The organism is Micromonospora sp. NPDC047762 (assembly GCF_043204655.1).
In the GTDB taxonomy this organism is placed as follows: domain Bacteria; phylum Actinomycetota; class Actinomycetes; order Mycobacteriales; family Micromonosporaceae; genus Micromonospora.
In genome coordinates this window covers 64738-81413 of record NZ_JBIDCQ010000004.1, presented here as the reverse complement: position 1 = coordinate 81413, position 16676 = coordinate 64738, and the positions used below count along the sequence as shown (strand labels likewise).

At 71.6% G+C, this 16676-nt stretch carries 15 protein-coding genes; 11 read left to right on the top strand and 4 right to left on the bottom strand.

Going from position 1 to position 16676, the window contains the following annotated elements; all coding sequences use genetic code 11:
• Nucleotides 1–31 precede the first annotated feature (31 nt).
• Nucleotides 32–604 carry a helix-turn-helix domain-containing protein gene (locus ACGF3C_RS14355; protein WP_357231877.1) on the top strand — a complete coding sequence of 191 codons (573 nt, stop codon included), beginning with the start codon at nucleotides 32–34 and terminating at the stop codon, nucleotides 602–604.
• Between the two features lie 41 nt (nucleotides 605–645).
• Here the strand turns inward: ACGF3C_RS14355 and ACGF3C_RS14350 are convergent, their stop codons facing one another.
• Nucleotides 646–2004: a pentapeptide repeat-containing protein gene (locus tag ACGF3C_RS14350; RefSeq protein WP_357231867.1), complete on the bottom strand. Its 1359-nt coding sequence runs from the start codon at nucleotides 2002–2004 to the stop codon at nucleotides 646–648.
• Nucleotides 2005–2208: 204 nt separating this feature from the next.
• On the opposite strand from ACGF3C_RS14350, the gene ACGF3C_RS14345 reads away from it, so the two are divergent.
• From ACGF3C_RS14345 to ACGF3C_RS14335, 3 genes are all read left to right on the top strand, one after another.
• Nucleotides 2209–2994, top strand: a complete 786-nt coding sequence (locus tag ACGF3C_RS14345; RefSeq protein WP_393222040.1) for an esterase/lipase family protein — start codon at nucleotides 2209–2211, stop codon at nucleotides 2992–2994.
• A gap of 174 nt (nucleotides 2995–3168) precedes the next feature.
• Nucleotides 3169–5373, top strand: a complete 2205-nt coding sequence (locus ACGF3C_RS14340; protein ID WP_393222037.1) for a M48 family metalloprotease — start codon at nucleotides 3169–3171, stop codon at nucleotides 5371–5373.
• A 14-nt stretch (nucleotides 5374–5387) separates the two neighbouring features.
• A complete protein-coding gene (locus ACGF3C_RS14335) occupies nucleotides 5388–5789 on the top strand; it encodes a hypothetical protein (protein ID WP_393222034.1) in 402 nt (133 codons plus the stop codon).
• A 99-nt stretch (nucleotides 5790–5888) separates the two neighbouring features.
• Here ACGF3C_RS14335 and ACGF3C_RS14330 read toward each other — a convergent pair whose 3' ends face one another.
• Nucleotides 5889–6761, bottom strand: a complete 873-nt coding sequence (locus tag ACGF3C_RS14330; protein ID WP_357208511.1) for an aldo/keto reductase — start codon at nucleotides 6759–6761, stop codon at nucleotides 5889–5891.
• A gap of 242 nt (nucleotides 6762–7003) precedes the next feature.
• On the opposite strand from ACGF3C_RS14330, the gene ACGF3C_RS14325 reads away from it, so the two are divergent.
• The 4 genes from ACGF3C_RS14325 (at nucleotide 7004) to ACGF3C_RS14310 (ending at nucleotide 11481) form a co-directional block, all read left to right on the top strand.
• Nucleotides 7004–7366, top strand: a complete 363-nt coding sequence (locus ACGF3C_RS14325) for a YciI family protein (RefSeq protein ID WP_357235410.1) — start codon at nucleotides 7004–7006, stop codon at nucleotides 7364–7366.
• 15 nt (nucleotides 7367–7381) lie between these two features.
• Nucleotides 7382–8881 (top strand): FAD-binding oxidoreductase, encoded by a 1500-nt coding sequence (locus ACGF3C_RS14320; protein WP_393222030.1) that lies wholly within the window; start codon nucleotides 7382–7384, stop codon nucleotides 8879–8881.
• 270 nt (nucleotides 8882–9151) lie between these two features.
• The gene (gene pyk, locus ACGF3C_RS14315; RefSeq protein ID WP_357199496.1) at nucleotides 9152–10600 is read left to right on the top strand and encodes a pyruvate kinase; all 1449 of its coding nucleotides are present in this window, start codon (nucleotides 9152–9154) and stop codon (nucleotides 10598–10600) included.
• Nucleotides 10597–11481: an acyl-CoA thioesterase II gene (locus tag ACGF3C_RS14310; RefSeq protein WP_357234102.1), complete on the top strand. Its 885-nt coding sequence runs from the start codon at nucleotides 10597–10599 to the stop codon at nucleotides 11479–11481. The genes pyk and ACGF3C_RS14310 overlap by 4 nt, the downstream gene beginning before the upstream one ends.
• A 94-nt stretch (nucleotides 11482–11575) precedes the next feature.
• On the opposite strand, the gene ACGF3C_RS14305 is transcribed toward ACGF3C_RS14310, so the two are convergent.
• On the bottom strand, nucleotides 11576–12244 hold the full coding sequence (locus ACGF3C_RS14305) for a YceI family protein (RefSeq protein WP_393222027.1): 669 nt from the start codon (nucleotides 12242–12244) through the stop codon (nucleotides 11576–11578).
• A gap of 279 nt (nucleotides 12245–12523) precedes the next feature.
• Between ACGF3C_RS14305 and ACGF3C_RS14300 the strand changes: the two genes are divergently transcribed.
• Together ACGF3C_RS14300 and ACGF3C_RS14295 are read left to right on the top strand one after the other, a co-directional pair.
• Entirely contained in the window at nucleotides 12524–12988 is a 465-nt protein-coding gene (locus ACGF3C_RS14300; RefSeq protein ID WP_355007608.1) for an Rrf2 family transcriptional regulator, read from the top strand.
• A gap of 124 nt (nucleotides 12989–13112) precedes the next feature.
• Nucleotides 13113–14126, top strand: coding sequence for a sulfite exporter TauE/SafE family protein (locus tag ACGF3C_RS14295; RefSeq protein WP_393222829.1), 1014 nt, complete (start codon nucleotides 13113–13115; stop codon nucleotides 14124–14126).
• Between the two features lie 293 nt (nucleotides 14127–14419).
• Here the strand turns inward: ACGF3C_RS14295 and ACGF3C_RS14290 are convergent, their stop codons facing one another.
• Nucleotides 14420–15868, bottom strand: a complete 1449-nt coding sequence (locus ACGF3C_RS14290; protein WP_393222022.1) for a pyridoxal-dependent decarboxylase — start codon at nucleotides 15866–15868, stop codon at nucleotides 14420–14422.
• 192 nt (nucleotides 15869–16060) lie between these two features.
• Between ACGF3C_RS14290 and ACGF3C_RS14285 the strand changes: the two genes are divergently transcribed.
• Nucleotides 16061–16444 carry a hypothetical protein gene (locus ACGF3C_RS14285; RefSeq protein ID WP_357199486.1) on the top strand — a complete coding sequence of 128 codons (384 nt, stop codon included), beginning with the start codon at nucleotides 16061–16063 and terminating at the stop codon, nucleotides 16442–16444.
• The last annotated feature ends 232 nt before the right edge of the window (nucleotides 16445–16676 follow it).

The window sequence follows — 16676 nt, the reverse complement described above, 5'->3', positions numbered from 1 at the left end:
CGGATGCAAGCAGAGTGAGGTGACGCACGTCATGACCAGCCCGGGGCAGGCGCCCGAGGTCTTCGCCCAGCGGCCCAAGCGGGCCGACGCGCGGCGTAACTACGACGCCCTGATCGCGGCTGCGCGCGAGGCGTTCGCCGAGAACGGCGCCGCCGCCTCCCTGGAGGACGTGGCCCGCCGGGCCGGCGTGGGCATCGGCACGCTCTACCGCAACTTCCCGACCCGCCGGCACCTGTTCGAGGCCGTCTACGTCGAGGAGGTCCGGGCGCTGTGCCACTCCGCCGAGGGTCTGTCCGAGCTGCCACCCTGGGACGCGCTCGTCGCCTGGCTGCACCGCTTCGTCGCGTACGTCGCCACCAAGCGGGCGCTCGCCGAGCAACTGCTGCACGACTCCGAGATCTTCACCAGCTGCCGGGCGGAGATCTTCTCCGCCGGTGAGCCGCTGATGCGTCGCGCGCAGGTCGCCGGTGTGGTGCGTGACGACATCGGCTTCGACGACGTGGTGCGGCTGATCAGTGGCCTGACCATGGCCCAGTTCCCGTCACCCGAGCAACGTGACCGGGTCCTCGGCGTGGCCCTGGACGGCCTGCGCCCGCCGCGCTGACGACCCCGCCGGCCGCGCCGCGCTGAGAGCCCACCGGCCGGTCAGCGGTCGACCAGCAGCAGCCACTCGTCGTCGAGGCGCTCCACTGTCGTGCCCTCCGGCCAGCGGTGACCACTGTCTGCCATCGCCCGGGCCTGCTCGACCTGCGGTGGCCGGCTGAACTCGGTGTCACGGAAGCTGACCATGCTGTGGAACCGGGCGCGGCCGAAGTTCGCGGCGTCGACGAAGCGGGCCCTGTCGAACAGCGCCTCCGCGCCGAACACCGTCCAACGGAACAGCGCCATGTTCGTGAAGCGGACGGCGTGGAAGCTGGCCGACCGGCCGAACTCGGTGTGCTCCATCGACAGGGCGCCCTCGAAGACGGCCTCCCGGAACGAGGTGACCTCCTCGAAGCGGGTCAGGTCGAAGCTGGTCGGCTGGCCGAAGGTCACCCGGCGAAACGAGGTCGGGCCGGTGAAGCCGGCTCGCCGGCAGGACAGACCGCCGGAGAAGGCGGCGCCGTCGACGTTGGCCGCGCCGCCGACGCGGACGCCGTCGAGGACGACCTCGCCGTCGGCCACGAGCCCGTCGAAGACCACGTCACCGAAGGTTGCCGCACCGAACAGCAGCCGCCCCCGCGCCGTCGCGCCCGCGAAGGTGGTCGTGCCGGTGAACACCGCATCGGTGAAGGTCGCGTCGACGAGCGTGCAACCGGCGGCGTCGAAGTCGACGAGCGCGGCGCCGGCCAGGTCGAGCCTCAGCTCCGGCCAGTGCGCCGCGTCGCCCGCGCGCAGGTGCCGGGTCAGCACGCGCTGCGCGCTGCGCCGGACCTCCGTCTCGCGCGGCTCGCCGTCAGGTGCCGGCATCCGCAGGTACGCGCAGAGCACCGCCGCGATGGTCGGGCGCTGCCCCGGGTTGTCCTGGCCGAGGCGTTCCAGCGCGTGCAGGCCGCCGAGGCGTACCGCCGCGCTGTCGTTGCCGAGCAGTTCGACCGCCCGGGTGTAGAGCTCTGTCAGTCGACGCTCCGCCGCGTCGTGCTCGGCGGCCCCGGACTGCCGATCCTGGTGGCGCTGCGCGGCCTCGGCCACCGTTTCGGCGTGCGCCTGCACCCGGTCCCGGTGCACCTGGTCGCGTGCGGCGACGCTCTCCTGATGCCGTTGCGCGCGTTCGGCGATCCACTGGCGTCGGGCGGCGAGCAGCAGCGCGAGCCCTCCGCCGGTGCCGGCGACGACGGTCAGGCCGGTGCGGATCGCGTCGATGCGCAACGTGGCGCGGGTGTCCGGTTGGGTGGCCCGGTCGGCCTCGCTGAGCAGCAGGTCCAGCACCAGCCAGCCCAGGGCGATGGCGACCAGCAGGCCGACCAGGACCAGCCACCACGGCATCACCCGCAGCTCGCGCTCGGTGGGTTCGTCGACAGCCACGGCCACAGCATGCCAGCGACCGGCGGTGTCCGATATGGAGCGGAGCGGTATGACCGTTTACGCCCCCGCCGGAACAACGGGTTACCGGCGCGTAACAAGTCATTGACGTTTCTAAATTATTGCGGGCATGATCGTCGCACGGTCGACCGGACACCCCCACCCACCTGCCCGGTTCGCCGGGTGCCTCCCCCCGGAGGTGCAGCCATGCTGCTCCGAAAGACCGCCCTCGTGCTGGCCCTCGCCACCGCCGCGCTTCTCGCGTCCACCGCCACGGCGACCGCCGCCCCCGCCTCCACCACCGCCGCCAGCACGACACCCTTCGCCGCCGCGGCGGCAAACCCCGTGATCGTGGTCGGCGGGCTCAGCGGCGTCGCCGTCGCGTACGAGCCGATCGCCGCCCGGCTGCGCGCCGACGGCTACCGCACCTTCATCTACCAACTACCCGGGCTGGGGCTCGGTGACATCCCCACCTCGGCGCGCGCGTTCGCCAGCTACGTCGACCAGGTACGCGCCAGCACAGGCGCGGCGAGCGTGGACGTCGTCGCCCACTCCGAAGGGGGCCTGGTCAGCAGGTACTACCTCAAGCGGCTCGGCGGCACCGCCACCGTCGGTCGCTACGTCAGCCTGGGCACACCCCAGTACGGCACGTACGTCGCCAACATCGTGGCGTTCCTGGGCCTGGGCAGCTGCGCCGGCGTCGTGGCCTGCCAACAGATGACAATCGGCTCGGCGTTCCTCGCCGACCTCAACGCCGGCGACGACACCCCGGGCGCGGTGCGCTACACCACCATCCGCACCCTCCAGGACGAGTTGGTCCGTCCGACCGGAAACGCCGCCGTCAACGACGGCGCGACGAACGTGCTGATCCAGTCGTACTGCCCGCTGCGGGTGGTGGGGCACCTCGGCCTGGTGCTCGACGGCACCGCGTACACCATCGTGCGAAGCGCCCTGGTCGACGGCTCGGTGCGGCCCAACTGCCTCGCGCTCTGACCCGCTCCGGTGCGGCGGTCCCGAAGGGGACCGCCGCACCGCACCAGTGACGCGGAGTGTCGGGTGCGCGACGATCCCCGGAAACGGTGTGGCAGACATCAGATGCCCTCGATAGCCTGCTCCGGCTGTCCATTCCCGACAGTGGACGACGCCCGCCGAGAAGGAGCAGCGCTCATGACCGAGCCGCCCACCGTGCCGCCGGAGAACACCCCGCCGACCGTGCCGCAGCTCGACGTCCGGGCCGCCCAACCGCCGTCGGCCGACACCCCGCCACCCACCGGCGGGTTCGCCGACCGCCCACCGGGCTACCCGAGCGCGCTGGTCTGGCTGCGTGCCGGGATCCTGCGGGACTGGCGCGGCGTGCTCGGCGCGTTCCTCGCCACCTGGTTCTACCTGCCGGTCGCGCTGCTCCTGGCGTTCTGGGGCGGTCTCACGTTCGGCGTCGTCGGGCTTTTCGCCGTCGGGACCGGCGCCGACGACCAGGTGCCCCAGGTGCTGCGCGACGTCCCGCTCATCGGCCCCCTGGTCGAGGCGTTCCTGACCCGCTCCGGCGGGATGCTCGGCGGCGTCGCCGGCTTCGCCATCGGCTTCCTGGTCGGCTTCCTCGCCGTGCTGGCCCTGCCCTGGATGGGCGTTGCCGACGAGCCCTTCGCGCTGCTCACCGGCCTGATCGGCACTGTCGTCGCGGCGGCGCTGATCGGGGTCCTCTACACGCTCTACCGGGTGCTGCTCGAACCCCGCCTGCTGGTCGTCTCTGGTGCGCGCCAGCCCAGCCGCCGCGAGTACGCGCGGCTTCGCCCCGTGCTCGACGACTGCGCCCGACGGCTCGGCCTGCCCAGCGTGCCCCGGCTGCTCATGGAGGACGACCCGGTCCTGAGCAACGCCCGCACGTACGCCCGGCACGTGGTGGTCACCACCGCCGTGCTGGCCGAACCGGACGACGAGGTGGCCGCGCTGCTCAGCCACGAGCTGGTGCACTGGCGCACCGGGGACGAGATCACCAGCGCCTTCGTCCGCGGTGTCGGCCTGCCACTGACCCTCGCGCACGCCCTGCCGACCTGGCTGATGCGGACGTTCCCACATCCGGGCACCAACTTCGTGGTCTTCGTTCTCTTCTGGCCGGTGCTGCTCACCATGCGGTACGTGGTGCTGCCGCTGCACGCCCGCGACGTGCGCGCGGCCGAGTACCGGGCTGACCTCGGCGCCGTGCTCACCGGGCACGCCGACGGGCTGCGGCGCATCCTGGAACGGCGGCTGTCCTTCGAGACCGGCCGCAGCGGCTGGGACGAGGCGGTCTGCGCCACCCACCCGCCGCACGAGCTGCGGCTCGACGCGTTGGAGCGGGCCTCGGTGGCCGGTACGCCCGCCGGCGCGACCGAGCCCGTCACCGTCGACCGGCTGTTCAACGACTCCGGCCCGGTCGGCACCCGACGCACGTTGCTGCTGGTCGGTGCCGTCACCCTGGTCGCCTGCCTCGGCACCAGCGGCCTCGGCGTGGTGCAGTGGGCGTTCTTCCGCCCCCAGGCGGCGATCGACGGCTACTTCTCCGCGCTCGCCGACCGGGACAGCGAGGCTGCCCTCGGTTACCTGACGGACCAGGGCAACGGCACCGACCGTGACCTTCTCGCCAAACTGCTGCGCGGCAAGGGCTACCAACCACCGACCGACGTCGAGATCAGCTCGTTGGAGCGCGACGGCGACACCGCCACCGCCACCGTGGCGTACCGGCTGGGTGACGTGCGCCAGAGCAGCACCCTCACCCTGCGCCGCGAGGACGAGACCACCGCCGGCCTCTTCCACGGCTGGCGGTTGAGCGGTGGGCCCACCCCGCTCAACGCCGCGATCGCCGACCCCGGGGTGCGGCTCAACGGGGTGGAGCTGCCGGTCGCCACCGAGGGCGCTCCGCTGGTGCTGCTGCCCGGCGGCTACACCGCGACCGGCCCGGCCAGCGCGCTCAGCGAGACGCCGGGCGCGACAGTGCTGGTGGGCCCGGGGGAGACCGCCGCCACCCTGCAACTGGCGCCGGTGCTCAAGCCGGCCGCGATCGACGCGGTCGAGGCCCGGGTACGCGCCTGGTTGGACGAGTGCGCGAAGCAGACCGTGGCCGCCCCACCCGGCTGCCCGTTCCGCTACTACGGCGGCACCACGCAGAAGGTCACCTGGAAGATCCTGGAGTACCCGAAAATCGCCGTCGAGTTGACCGGCCCGAGCACCGCCCGGGTGTCCACCCCGGTCGAGACCCAGGGCAGGGTGCAGGTCAGCGGCACCACCACCTACTTCGGCAGCAGCTCACCGTTCACCGACGACGACGCGCTGACCGTCACGGGCGTCGCCACCGCCGACGGGGACGACGTCACCTTCCGACCCTCCTCCAACTGACCGGGAGACAGACCGTGACCGACAGCGACGCCGCAGCCCGGCTGCCCATCCGGCTGACCATCAACCCCCGGCAGCGGCAGTCTCCCTCGGTCGATCTACTGACCTGGATCCACCGCCGCCCCGAGTACCGGCCGGTGGTGCGTACGGCCGGCGGCGGCGGCCGGCCGGGCTTCAGCGACGCGGTGATCATCGCGGTGCTGGCCCAGGGGCTGCTTCCGGGGCTGTTCAACCTGTTGCAGTCCTGGGTCGACCAGCAGCGCACCGAGGCCAGCATCCGGATCCAGGCCGGGGACACCGAAGTGGAATTGCAGGTGAGCGGGCGCACCGACTCGGCGCGGCTGCTGGCCCAGGCGACGGAGGCGCTTCGCGCCGCCCGGGAGCCCGGGTCGGAGCCCGGCTCGGACGCCGTCGGCTGAACCCGACGGCGTCCCGCCGCCCGGACGCCGCCGGCTGACCCGGCGGCGTCCCTCGGGTCCGGACGCCGCCGGCTGACCCGGCGGCGTCCGGACCGTTGGTCAGCTCGCCTTGGCGAGCGCCTCGAACTCGTCGTCGGTGAGCCGCACGTCGGCCGCGGCCACGTTCTCCTCCAGGTGCGCCACCGAGGACGTGCCGGGGATCGGCAGCATCACCGGCGAACGGCGCAGCAGCCAGGCCAGCGCGAGCTGCGCGGGCGACGCGCCGTGCGCGTTGGAAATGGCGTCCAGTGGGCCGCCCGGGCGGGCCAGCTCACCGGTCGCGATCGGGAACCACGGGATGAACGCGAGGTCGTTGCGCTCGCAGAACTCCAGCACGTCCTCGGCGCTGCGGTTGGCGAGGTTGTACAGGTTCTGCACCGACGCGATCGTGGTGATCGCCTGGGACTCCTCGATCTGCGCGACGCTGACCTCGGACAGCCCGATGTGCTGGATCTTGCCTTCCTCCCGCAGCAGCGCCAGCTCACCGAGCTGATCGGCGAGCGGCACCTTCGGGTCGATCCGGTGCAGCTGGTACAGCGGGATGCTGTCCAGGCCGAGGTGACGCAGGCTCAGCTCGCACTGCTGGCGCAGGTACTCCGGGCGGCCCAGCGCACGCCAGTCGCCGGGGCCGGAGCGGCTCAGCCCGGCCTTGGTCGCGATCACCAGGTCATCGGCGTACGGGTGCAGCGCCTCCCGGATCAACATCTCCGAGACGAACGGCCCGTACGAGTCGGCAGTGTCGATGAACGTCACGCCCAGCTCGACCGCACGGCGCAGCACGCGAACCGCCTCGGCCGGGTCCTTCGGGTCACCCCAGACACCCGGGCCGGTGATCTGCATGGCCCCGTAGCCGAGCCGGTTGACTGTGACATCGCCACCGATCCGGTACGTGCCGGACGCCTTCGCGGGCTGCTCACTGATATTTGTCGCCATTGCCCGATCCCCAATCGTCTCGTCGTGGCGGGCGTGGACAGCGCGGACGTGAAGAGCCCACCCGCCACCGATGGATCATCCCCCGGAACCCTTCCGCCATGCCGCCGGTCGGCCGAGTGTGGGCGCGGACACTCCGTCAGCGCGCCGAAGCGAGTTGCCGGGAAGCGCCCGGTACGACCGGGGTGTCCGTGCGACGCTGGCCGGAGCCGGTGCGTTCCGGCGCGACGGCGGAGGGAGCACCCATGGGAGTGCCGCAGGTCAACTTCGCGCTCGACACGTACGAGTGCATCGTGATCTATCCCGGCGCGGCCGGGCGGGCCCTGCCCGCGGAGACCGTGCAACGGTTGCAGGCCGAGCACGCCGAACACATGCAGGCGTTGCAGCGACGCGGCATCGTCCTGGTCGCCGGCTCGGTGGACGGGCCGGCGCGCGAGCCGGATCCGCCGATCGGCTTCGGTCTGGCCCGTACCGGCAGCGTCGAGGATGTCCGCAGCGTGCTGGAGGCTGACCCGGCGGTGCAGGCCGGGCTCTACCGGGTGGAGGTGCTGACCTTCCTCTGCCCGGCCGGTTCCCTGGAGTTCCCGCTGGTCAAGGCGGACAGCTGAGCCGCCGGTCCATCGGTGGCTGTCGTGATGGCGACGGCGCTCGACCGCCTGCCGGTGCTACGGTCGCGCCCAGCGCGGGCCGCCGCCGGGGCGTACCTGGTGTCGTGGGTCGGCCCCGGTCGAGGAGTCGCCATGGTCTCCGCCGCCACCCCCGATGTCGCGTCGGCCGCCGCCCGACTGCGTGCCCTGCTCGGCGACCGGCTGCACGAGCCGGGCGATCCCGGTTACGCCGTCACCACCCGGCTCTGGAACGGCGCTGTGGCCCGCACGCCCGCGCTGGTCGCCGCAATTCAGGACTCCGACGAGGTGGCCGAGGCGGTCCGCATCGCCACCCGGTGCCACCTGCCCCTCTCGGTCCGCTCCGGAGGGCACGACTGGGCCGGCCGGGCGCTGCGCGACGGCGCTCTGGCGCTCGATCTGACCGGGCTGCGCGCCGTCCGGGTCGACCCGGACGCGGCCACTGTGACCATCGGCGGCGGCGCCACGGCCGCCGAGCTGCTCGCCGCCGCCCGCGAGTACGACCTGGTGGTCCCCACCGGCGTGGTCGGTGCCGTGGGGATGGCCGGGCTCACCCTCGCCGGCGGGTACGGCCCGCTGTGCGGCCGGTTCGGTCTGGCCCTGGACAACCTGCTCGGCGCGGAGGTGGTTCTCGCCGACGGCCGCCGGGTCACCGCCGACTCCCGGCACGACGCCGAGCTCTACTGGGCGTTGCGTGGCGGCGGTGGCAACCTCGGCATCGTCACCGAGCTGCGCTTCCGCGCGCACCGGCTGCCCGGCGTACTGGCCGGGATGATCATGTTCGCGCTCTCCGAGGCGCCGGCCGTGCTGCGCGGCTACGGCGCGCTGGTCGCCGAGGCTCCGGACGAGCTGACCGTGATGGCCGGCTTCCTGCCCGGCCCGGCCGGCGAGCCGGTGATCTTCGTCTGCCCGTTCTACAGCGGCTCAGACCTGGACGCCGGGGCGCCGTGGATGGACCGGCTGCGCGCGCTGGGCACCCCACTGGTCGACCAGATCGGCCCGATGCCGTACGCGGACGCGCTGCGGATGTTCGACGGTGGGATGGTCGACGGCAACCACTACCTGCTGCGGACCCGGTGGTTGCCCGCGCTCACCGACGGCGCTGTGGACACGCTCGTCGACGCGGCCCGGCAGGTCACCTCGCTGTTCTCCGCGCTGGCCGTGCACCACTTCCACGGCGCGGCCACCCGGGTCCGCTCCGCCGACACGGCGTTCGGGCTGCGCACCGATCACCTGATGGCCGAGATCATCGCCGTGTGGGCGCCCGGCGATGCCGCCGGTCCGCACCGCGAGTGGGCCGAGCGGACCTCCGCGGCGCTCGCCCCGCACGCCCTGCCCGGCGGTTACCCCAACCTGCTCGCCCCGGAGGAGACCGACCGGGTCCGGCTCGCGTACGGCGCGAACTGGGCACGGCTGCGCCGGGCCAAGCGCCGCTACGACCCCCGCCACCTGCTGCACGCGGTGCCCACCCTGCCACCCCCGGAGCACCCCGAATGAGCAACCGCCAGCGGTATCCCGAGGCACCCGGACCGAGCCGCCGCCTGCCGCCCCCGGGGCACCCGGAATGAGCCGCCGCCGGGAGCACCCCGACAGCGCACGCCGACGGAGGCGTACGATTCCCGGCGCGCGGTCGCTGATGCCCGTCGCCACAACGTTCCCGGTGCGGTTCCGCCCGCCGGCCCGACGCGCGCCGCGCGTCGTTGGACAACTGTTCCGCTGCCTGCAAGGGGTCGGCCCCGAGTCCGACCTGAAGGAGAGACTAGCCTGATGGGCGTGACACGCCGCGTAAAGATCGTCTGCACTCTGGGTCCCGCCACCTCGTCCCCGGAGCGCATCCGGGGTCTTGTCGAGGCCGGCATGAACGTGGCGAGGCTCAACTTCAGCCACGGCAGTCACGCCGACCACGAGGCGGTCTACCGACTCGTCCGGGAAGCGTCGGAGGCAACGGGTAAGCCGGTCGCCGTCCTCGCCGACCTGCAAGGCCCCAAGATCCGGCTCGGTCGGTTCGCCGACGGCCCCCACGAGTGGCGCACCGGTGACACCGTCGTCATCACCGGCGACGACGTCCTCGGCACCAAGGAGCGGGTCTCCTGCACCTACCGCAAGCTGCCGCAGGAGGTGAAGCCCGGTGACCGCCTGCTGATCGACGACGGTCGGGTCGCCGTCGAGGTCACCGACGTCACCGGCAACGACATCCGTTGCCTCGTCACCGAGGGCGGCCCGGTCTCCAACAACAAGGGCGTGTCGCTGCCCAACGTGGCGGTCAGCGTGCCCGCCATGTCGGACAAGGACGCCGAGGACCTGCGCTTCTCCCTCGGTCTCGGTGTCGACCTGGTGGCGCTCTCCTTCGTCCGCTCGGCCGAGGACATCAAGCTCGTGCACGGGATCATGGCCGAGGAAGGCGTGTTCCGGCCGGTGCTCGCCAAGGTCGAGAAGCCGGAGGCGGTCGAGCACCTGGAGGCCATCGTGCTGGCCTTCGACGGCGTCATGGTCGCCCGCGGTGACCTCGGTGTCGAGATGCCGCTGGACGAGGTCCCGCTGGTGCAGAAGCGCGCCGTGCAGCTGTGCCGGGAGAACGCCAAGCCCGTCATCGTGGCCACCCAGATGCTCGACTCCATGATCGAGAACTCCCGCCCCACCCGCGCGGAGGCCTCCGACGTCGCCAACGCGGTGCTCGACGGCGCGGACGCGGTCATGCTCTCCGGCGAGACCAGCGTCGGCAAGTATCCGGTGCTCACCGTCAGCACCATGGCCAAGATCGTGACGACCACCGAAGCCGGTTCCATCGGGGTGCCGCGCCTGCAGCACGACCCGCGTACCCACGGTGGCGCCCTCACGGTGGCCGCCTCGTCGATCGCCCGGGCCATCAACGCCAAGGCGCTCGTCGCGTTCTCGCAGACCGGCGACACCGTGCGACGGCTGTCCCGCCTGCACTGCGACCTGCCGCTGCTGGCCTTCACGCCGGTCCCCGAGGTGCGCGACCAGCTCGCCCTCACCTGGGGCGTGGAGACCTTCCTGATGCCGTTCGTGCAGCACACCGACGACATGTTCCGCCAGGTCGACCAGGCGCTGCTCGGCCTCGACCGGGCCAACCCCGGTGACTACGTGGTCATCGTGGCGGGTAGCCCGCCCGGCACCCCCGGTTCGACCAACACGCTGCGCGTACACCAGCTCGGCTCGCTGGTCGACGCCGCGTCGGCGCGGGCCCTGCAGTGAGCGACGGTCGGGTCGCGGTCGGCCAGGCGGCGGTTGACCAGCTGCTGGAGGTGCTGGACCTCGACCCGACCGGCGAGATGACCTTCCGGGGGATGAGCCCCCAGGTCGGCCCACAACGGGTGTACGGCGGCCAGGTCGCCGGTCAGGCACTGGTCGCCGCCGGCCGCACCGTCGATCCGGAGCGGTTCGTGCACTCGCTGCACGGTTACTTCGTCCGCCCCGGCGACCCGGTCGAACCGATCGCGTACGAGGTGGAGAACATCCGCGACGGCCGGTCCTTCTCGGTCCGCCGCGCGGTGGCCCTCCAGCACGGCAAGCCGATCTTCTTCATGTCGGCGTCGTTCCAGCGGGCCGAGGAGGGCTTGGACCACCAGGTCCCGGTCCCGCTGGACGTACCCCCGCCGCAGGACGTGCCGACGATGGCCGACCGGCTCTCCCGCTACCCGGAGCGGCTGGGCATCTGGGGCCAGATCCCACGACCGATCGACGTGCGCTACGTGGGTGAGCCCGGTTGGGTCCGCCCCGGCGACCGGCCCGCCGACCCGCACCAGCGCGTCTGGATGCGCATCGACGGCAAACTGCCTGACGACCCCCTGCTGCACGCCTGCGCGCTCACCTACGCCTCGGACCTCACCCTGCTGGACTCGGTGCTCTCCGCGCACGGCGAGGTGTGGGGGCCGGGCGGGTTGGTCGGTGCGAGCCTGGACCACGCGCTGTGGTTCCACCGGCCGTTCCGGGCCGACGAGTGGTTCCTCTACGACTGCCTGAGCCCGTCGGCGTCCGGGGCGCGCGGGCTGGCCACCGGCCGGATGTTCACCACGGACGGCCGGCAGATCGGCAGCGCCGTCCAGGAGGGTCTGCTGCGCCGCGTCGGCGCCTGACGCTGTCGCTGGGCCTCGTCCGGCAGCGTGTCGCTCGGCCCGCCCGGGAGCGTGTCGCTCGTCCCCGCCAGGCAACTGGCGGGGATGACGTGGTTCAGGCCTGGTAGATGGCCTCGCCGGCGATCTCGATCTGCACCGTCTTGCCGACCAGCACCCCGCCGCTCTCCAGGACGACATTCCAGAGCAGACCGTAGTGCTCACGGTTCATCTCGGCCGTCGCGCTGAAACCGAAGATGTTCTGCCCGTACGGATCCTGACGGGCACCACCAAAATTCACCACCAGGTCGACGGGCCGGGTGATTCCCTTCACTGTCAACTCACCGGTGAGGACGAATCGTCCGGGAACGCCGTCGGACTGCGGCGGAACAATGTGACTTCGGCCTCGCCCGCCCAACCGATGGTTGCGCAGACGCGCCCACTGGAATATAGGGTCCTCGTTGCCCTGCCACTTAATGCCGGTGCTTCGATATTCGAGGGTGGGAAAACGCTCCACGTCGAGGAAGTCGGCACTCTTCAGATGCGTGTCCCGGTCGACACTTCCGGTGGTGATGCTGGCCGCCATGATGGTGGCCGTCACCGAGGAGAGCAGCGGGTCCTCCGCCACGAAGATCTCCGCCGTGGCCTCGGCGAACTCGCCGCGCACCGGGCTGACCATCATGTGCCGGGACAGAAAACCGATCCGCTTGTGCGCCTGATCGAGAAGATAGGTGCCGGCCACCGGGATGGTCATGCCGTCCCAGGTGCGTGTGGCGATATCGGTCATCGTGTTGCCTTCCCCCCGAGCGCGCCCGGGTGTTTATCAATATGTTGCTGGCGGCCGGGTAAACGGCCAGACATTCGTACTCACGCCCAGCATAGGGACGCTCCGGAACGGCATTTCCGCCGCCACCACACGGTGGATCATGACGTACTTCACCAGTCCCGACGGGCGGCCGTCCAACGGTCCCGGCCGGGTGCCAGCGGCGCTACTTCCCATCGATGCGTGGCCGATCGGCCGAGGGTCGCCCGCCCGCCCGGTTGACCAGCGACTAACCTTGCCGACATGCGCCTCTCCGCTCGGGTCGACTACGCCCTCCGCGCGGCCGCCGAACTCGCCGCGACGGCCAGCGGCCCCGGGCGCGGCCGGCCGGTGACGGCCGACCAGATCGCCCGCGCCCAGGAGATCCCGCCGAAGTTCCTGGAGAGCATCCTTCTCCAACTGCGCCGGGGCGGCATCGTGCACGCCCAGCGTGGCCCGGAGGGCGGCTACTGGCTGGCCCGCCCCGCTGAGGAGATCTCCCTCGCCGAGGTCATCCGGGTGATCGACGGGCCCCTCGCCCACGTACGCGGGCAACGCCCCGAGCAGCTCGGCTACCACGGCCCGGCACAGGCCCTCCAGGAAGTCTGGATCGCGCTACGGGCAAGCGAGCGGGAGATCCTGGAACTGGTCAGCGTCGCTGACGTCGCCGCCGGCAACCTGCCCGCGCGGGTCACCGAGCTGGCCGCCGACCCGCGCGCCTGGATCTGAGCGCCGGCTCACCTCCCGGCCACACGTCCGCGTCCCATCCACCGATCGGGGGCTTGACCCCGGCCGCCCCTTCCCGCATTGTCGACCAAGTCGATAGGAGATGCCGAAAAGTCTGGGGGTGCTCGTGCGCAAGCTGTTGGTCCTCGCTCTGGTCGGGCTCGTCGCGCAACTGATCGATGGTTCGCTCGGCATGGCCTACGGCTTGACCTCGTCCACTCTGCTGCTGGTCGCCGGGGTCGCCCCGGCCGCCGCCTCGGCCTCGGTGCACCTGGCCGAGATCGGCACCACGCTCGCCGCAGGGGTGGCGCACTGGCGGTTCGGCAACGTCGACTGGCGGGTGGTGACCCGCATCGCCCTACCCGGTGCCATCGGCGCCTTCGCCGGAGCCACCCTGCTCAGCTCCATCTCCACCGAAGCCGCCGCACCGTGGATGGCCGGCATCCTCTTCACGCTCGGCGCGTACCTCCTGATCCGCTTCGCCCGGCCACTGCGCACCGACCGGGTCGGCGGACGGCTCCGCGGTCGTTTCCTCGGCCCCCTGGGCCTGGTCGCCGGCTTCGTCGACGCGACCGGCGGCGGCGGATGGGGCCCGGTGGCCACCCCCGCGCTGCTGGTCTCCGGCCGGATGGAACCCCGCAAGGTGATCGGCTCCGTGGACACCGCCGAGTTCGTCGTGGCCGGCGCTGCCAGCATCGGCTTCCTGATCGGGCTGGGCTCGGAGGGATTCCTGCTCCCCACCGTCGCCGCACTGCTCATCGGCGGCCTCATCGCCGCCCCACTGGCCGCCTGGCTGGTGCGAATCGTGCCCGCCCAACTGCTCGGCGCGGCAGTCGGCGGCGTGATCGTGCTGACCAACGCCCGCACCCTGATCCGCTCCGCCGAACTGGACGGTCCGGCCCGCCCCGCCCTGTACGCCCTGCTGGCCGCCGGCTGGCTGGCCGCCCTGGTGTTGGCCGTCCGCGCCCTACGCCGTACCCGTCGCGCCCGCGCCGAAGCCGCCGCCGCCGCTCCCGCCGCCGCCGCTCCCGCCGCCGCTCCCGCCATCGCTGTCGGTGTTCCCGCCGAGGCTACCGACGCCGCATCCGTCGGCGAGGTCCCTGCCGATCTGGCCGCAACGGGTACGCCCACCCCACGCTGAACCGCGCGGTGCGCCCATCCACCCGCCGATGCCGGCTCGAACGTCGTCATCGGCGCGGCTGACTCACCAAGATCGCGCAACATCCTGGATGTAGTGGCATCCCGGCTCGTCGTGGCCACTACATCCAGGATCGAGCGTGACCTTGACGGCGGTGGCGCCCTAAATCCCGGCCCCGGTGGGTCGGGCACGGTGTTCGTCCCCAAGATCTGCACAACATCGGCGAAGTTGCGCGGACCTTGGCGCGGGCGCGGGCGCGGGGGAGCGGGCGGGGGAGCGCGTGGGGCGATGGCGGGTCAGGGGGTGAGCAGGGTGGTGGCCGTCTCGGAGAGCAGGGTCCAGGCTTCGTCGGTGTGCGCTTCGGTGGTCTGGGGCGAGCCGACCGCCAGCCGCAGCGTGTAGCGGCCGGCGACCCGGGTGTGCGTGAGGTGCACGCGTCCGCTGGCGTTCACCGAGGCCAGCAACGCCGCGTTGGTGTCGTCGTCGGCCAGCAGTCGGAAGCAGACCAGTGAGAACGGGTGCGCCGCGACCACCTCGAACCGGTCGTCGGCGCGGACCCGCTCGGCGAACCGTTCGGCCAGCGCCACCCCGGAGCGGATGTGCGCCCGCAGGCCTTCGGCGCCGTACCAGCGCAGCACGAACCACAGCTTGAGGGACCGGAACCGCCGGCCGAGCGGCACCTGCCAGTCCCGGTAGTCGATCACCGCGCCGGATTCGGAGGCCGCGTTGCGCAGGAACTCCGGCAGTACGGTCAGCGCCTCGATCAGTTCGGCCCGGTCGGCCACCCAGAACGCGTCGCAGTCGAAGCCGGTGAGCAGCCACTTGTGCGGATCGAAGCAGTAGGAGTCGGCGTACGCCAGGCCGGCGTGCGTCCACCGCAGTTCGGGGCAGACGGCGGCGGCGCCCGCGTACGCGGCGTCCACGTGCAGCCAGATCCCGTACTCGGCGCAGATGGCTCCGATTTCCGGCAGCGGGTCGATGGCGGTGGTGGAGGTGGTGCCGATGGTCGCCACCACGATGGCCGGCACGTCACCGGCGGCCAGGTCGGCTTCGATGGCGGCCCGCAGCACGCCTGGCAGCATCGCCTGGGTGTTCGGGTCCACCTCGACCGACCGGGTTCCGTCGCTGCCCAGCCCGGCGATCCGCACCGCCTTCTCGATGGACGAGTGCCCGTGGATGGAGGTGTAGGCGCGGTAGCGCCGGTCGATGCCGGAGTGCCGCCAGCGTCCGCCGCTGGCCCGGTGCAGTGCGGCCAGGGTGGCGACCAGCGTCGCCGAGGACGCCGAGTCCTGGATGACCCCACCGCCGGCGCCGGCGCCGGCGCCGGCGGAGCGGAACCGCTGTGGCAGGTCCATCAGGTGGGCCAGCCAGTCCATCATCACCGTTTCCAGCTCGGTGCAGGCCGGGCTGGAGGCCCAGAGCATGCCCTGTACGCCAAGCCCGGAACTGACCAGGTCGCCGAGCACGCTCGGGCCGGAGGTGTTGCCGGGAAAGTAGCCGAAGAAGCCCGGGTGCTGCCAGTGGGTCAGCCCTGGTACGACGATCGAGTCAAGGTCGGCGAGGATCGCCTCGACCGGTTCGCCTCCGGTGGTGGGGGGCTCGCTGGGCAGGGCGGCGGCCACTGTGCCCGGGGGGTCGGCCGGGGCGACCGGTCGTTGCTCCACTGTCGCCCAGTAGTCGGCGATCCAGTCGACGACGGCGTGGCCGGCGCGACGGAACTCGTCGGGATCCATGTGCGGCGCCATCTGATCAGTTGATCATGCTGGCGTGCTCGAAACAAGGGGTCTGCCGGATCGATGCTCATAACACATCGCATCCGCCATCGCCACTCCCCTGTAACGCCGACATCGATATGGCCGGGCGGTTGACCTTGCAGAAAGTTCACGCTAGGTTCGATGTCCAAGAAGGTTTGTTTCATGGAAGGAAGGCAATAGCTAATGGCGAAAAATCGGGGGATTGCTCGGCTGGTGACGGCGGGGTTCTTGACGACTGCGGCGGTGGCTGCTGCGTCACTTTTCGGCGCTGGCCCGGCACTGGCCGGCAACTGTTCAATCGCGGGCTGTGGCGTCGTGCGCAATGATTCGGCACACCCGGTGTCTATCGCGGACTGGTGCGATGGGACTGGCTCCTGCGGCAAGACTTACCTGCTGAAGCCGGGTGAAGTGTCCACCAAGTACAAGAAGGACACCGACACGTTCGCTTTGCAGTGCACCGGCAACTACTACCGTTACACCGGTGACTTGCTGCAGACGTCGGCCGCCTACAAATGGATCCGGATCTCTGATGGCAACTCCGCGCGCATCGTCAACCAGAACTGCTGACTACGCGATTTAGAAGATGCCCGGCTCGACGGATGAAGTGTCCGCGGGTCGGGCTTTGCGTGTGCTCTGATCGGATATGCTGATGTGGCGGTCGACAATTCTGGTCGATTTCCTGGCACTGTAGTCGACTCTCTGTGCGGTGGGCTTGGTTCCCTGCTCCTCCGTGCCGGCTCCTCAGGAAGCCCCTCGTCCCGCCAACGGCAGTCGGCACGTGCAACGATGTGACAGGCAT

Coding starts and splice junctions, on each gene's coding strand:
- ACGF3C_RS14355 (WP_357231877.1), top strand. CDS start 32: ATGACCAGCCCGGGGCAGGCGCCCGAGGTCTTCGCCCAGCGGCCCAAG.
- ACGF3C_RS14345 (WP_393222040.1), top strand. CDS start 2,209: ATGCTGCTCCGAAAGACCGCCCTCGTGCTGGCCCTCGCCACCGCCGCG.
- ACGF3C_RS14340 (WP_393222037.1), top strand. CDS start 3,169: ATGACCGAGCCGCCCACCGTGCCGCCGGAGAACACCCCGCCGACCGTG.
- ACGF3C_RS14330 (WP_357208511.1), bottom strand. CDS start 6,761: ATGGCGACAAATATCAGTGAGCAGCCCGCGAAGGCGTCCGGCACGTAC.
- ACGF3C_RS14325 (WP_357235410.1), top strand. CDS start 7,004: ATGGGAGTGCCGCAGGTCAACTTCGCGCTCGACACGTACGAGTGCATC.
- pyk (WP_357199496.1), top strand. CDS start 9,152: ATGGGCGTGACACGCCGCGTAAAGATCGTCTGCACTCTGGGTCCCGCC.
- ACGF3C_RS14305 (WP_393222027.1), bottom strand. CDS start 12,244: ATGACCGATATCGCCACACGCACCTGGGACGGCATGACCATCCCGGTG.
- ACGF3C_RS14300 (WP_355007608.1), top strand. CDS start 12,524: ATGCGCCTCTCCGCTCGGGTCGACTACGCCCTCCGCGCGGCCGCCGAA.
- ACGF3C_RS14290 (WP_393222022.1), bottom strand. CDS start 15,868: ATGGCGCCGCACATGGATCCCGACGAGTTCCGTCGCGCCGGCCACGCC.
- ACGF3C_RS14285 (WP_357199486.1), top strand. CDS start 16,061: ATGGCGAAAAATCGGGGGATTGCTCGGCTGGTGACGGCGGGGTTCTTG.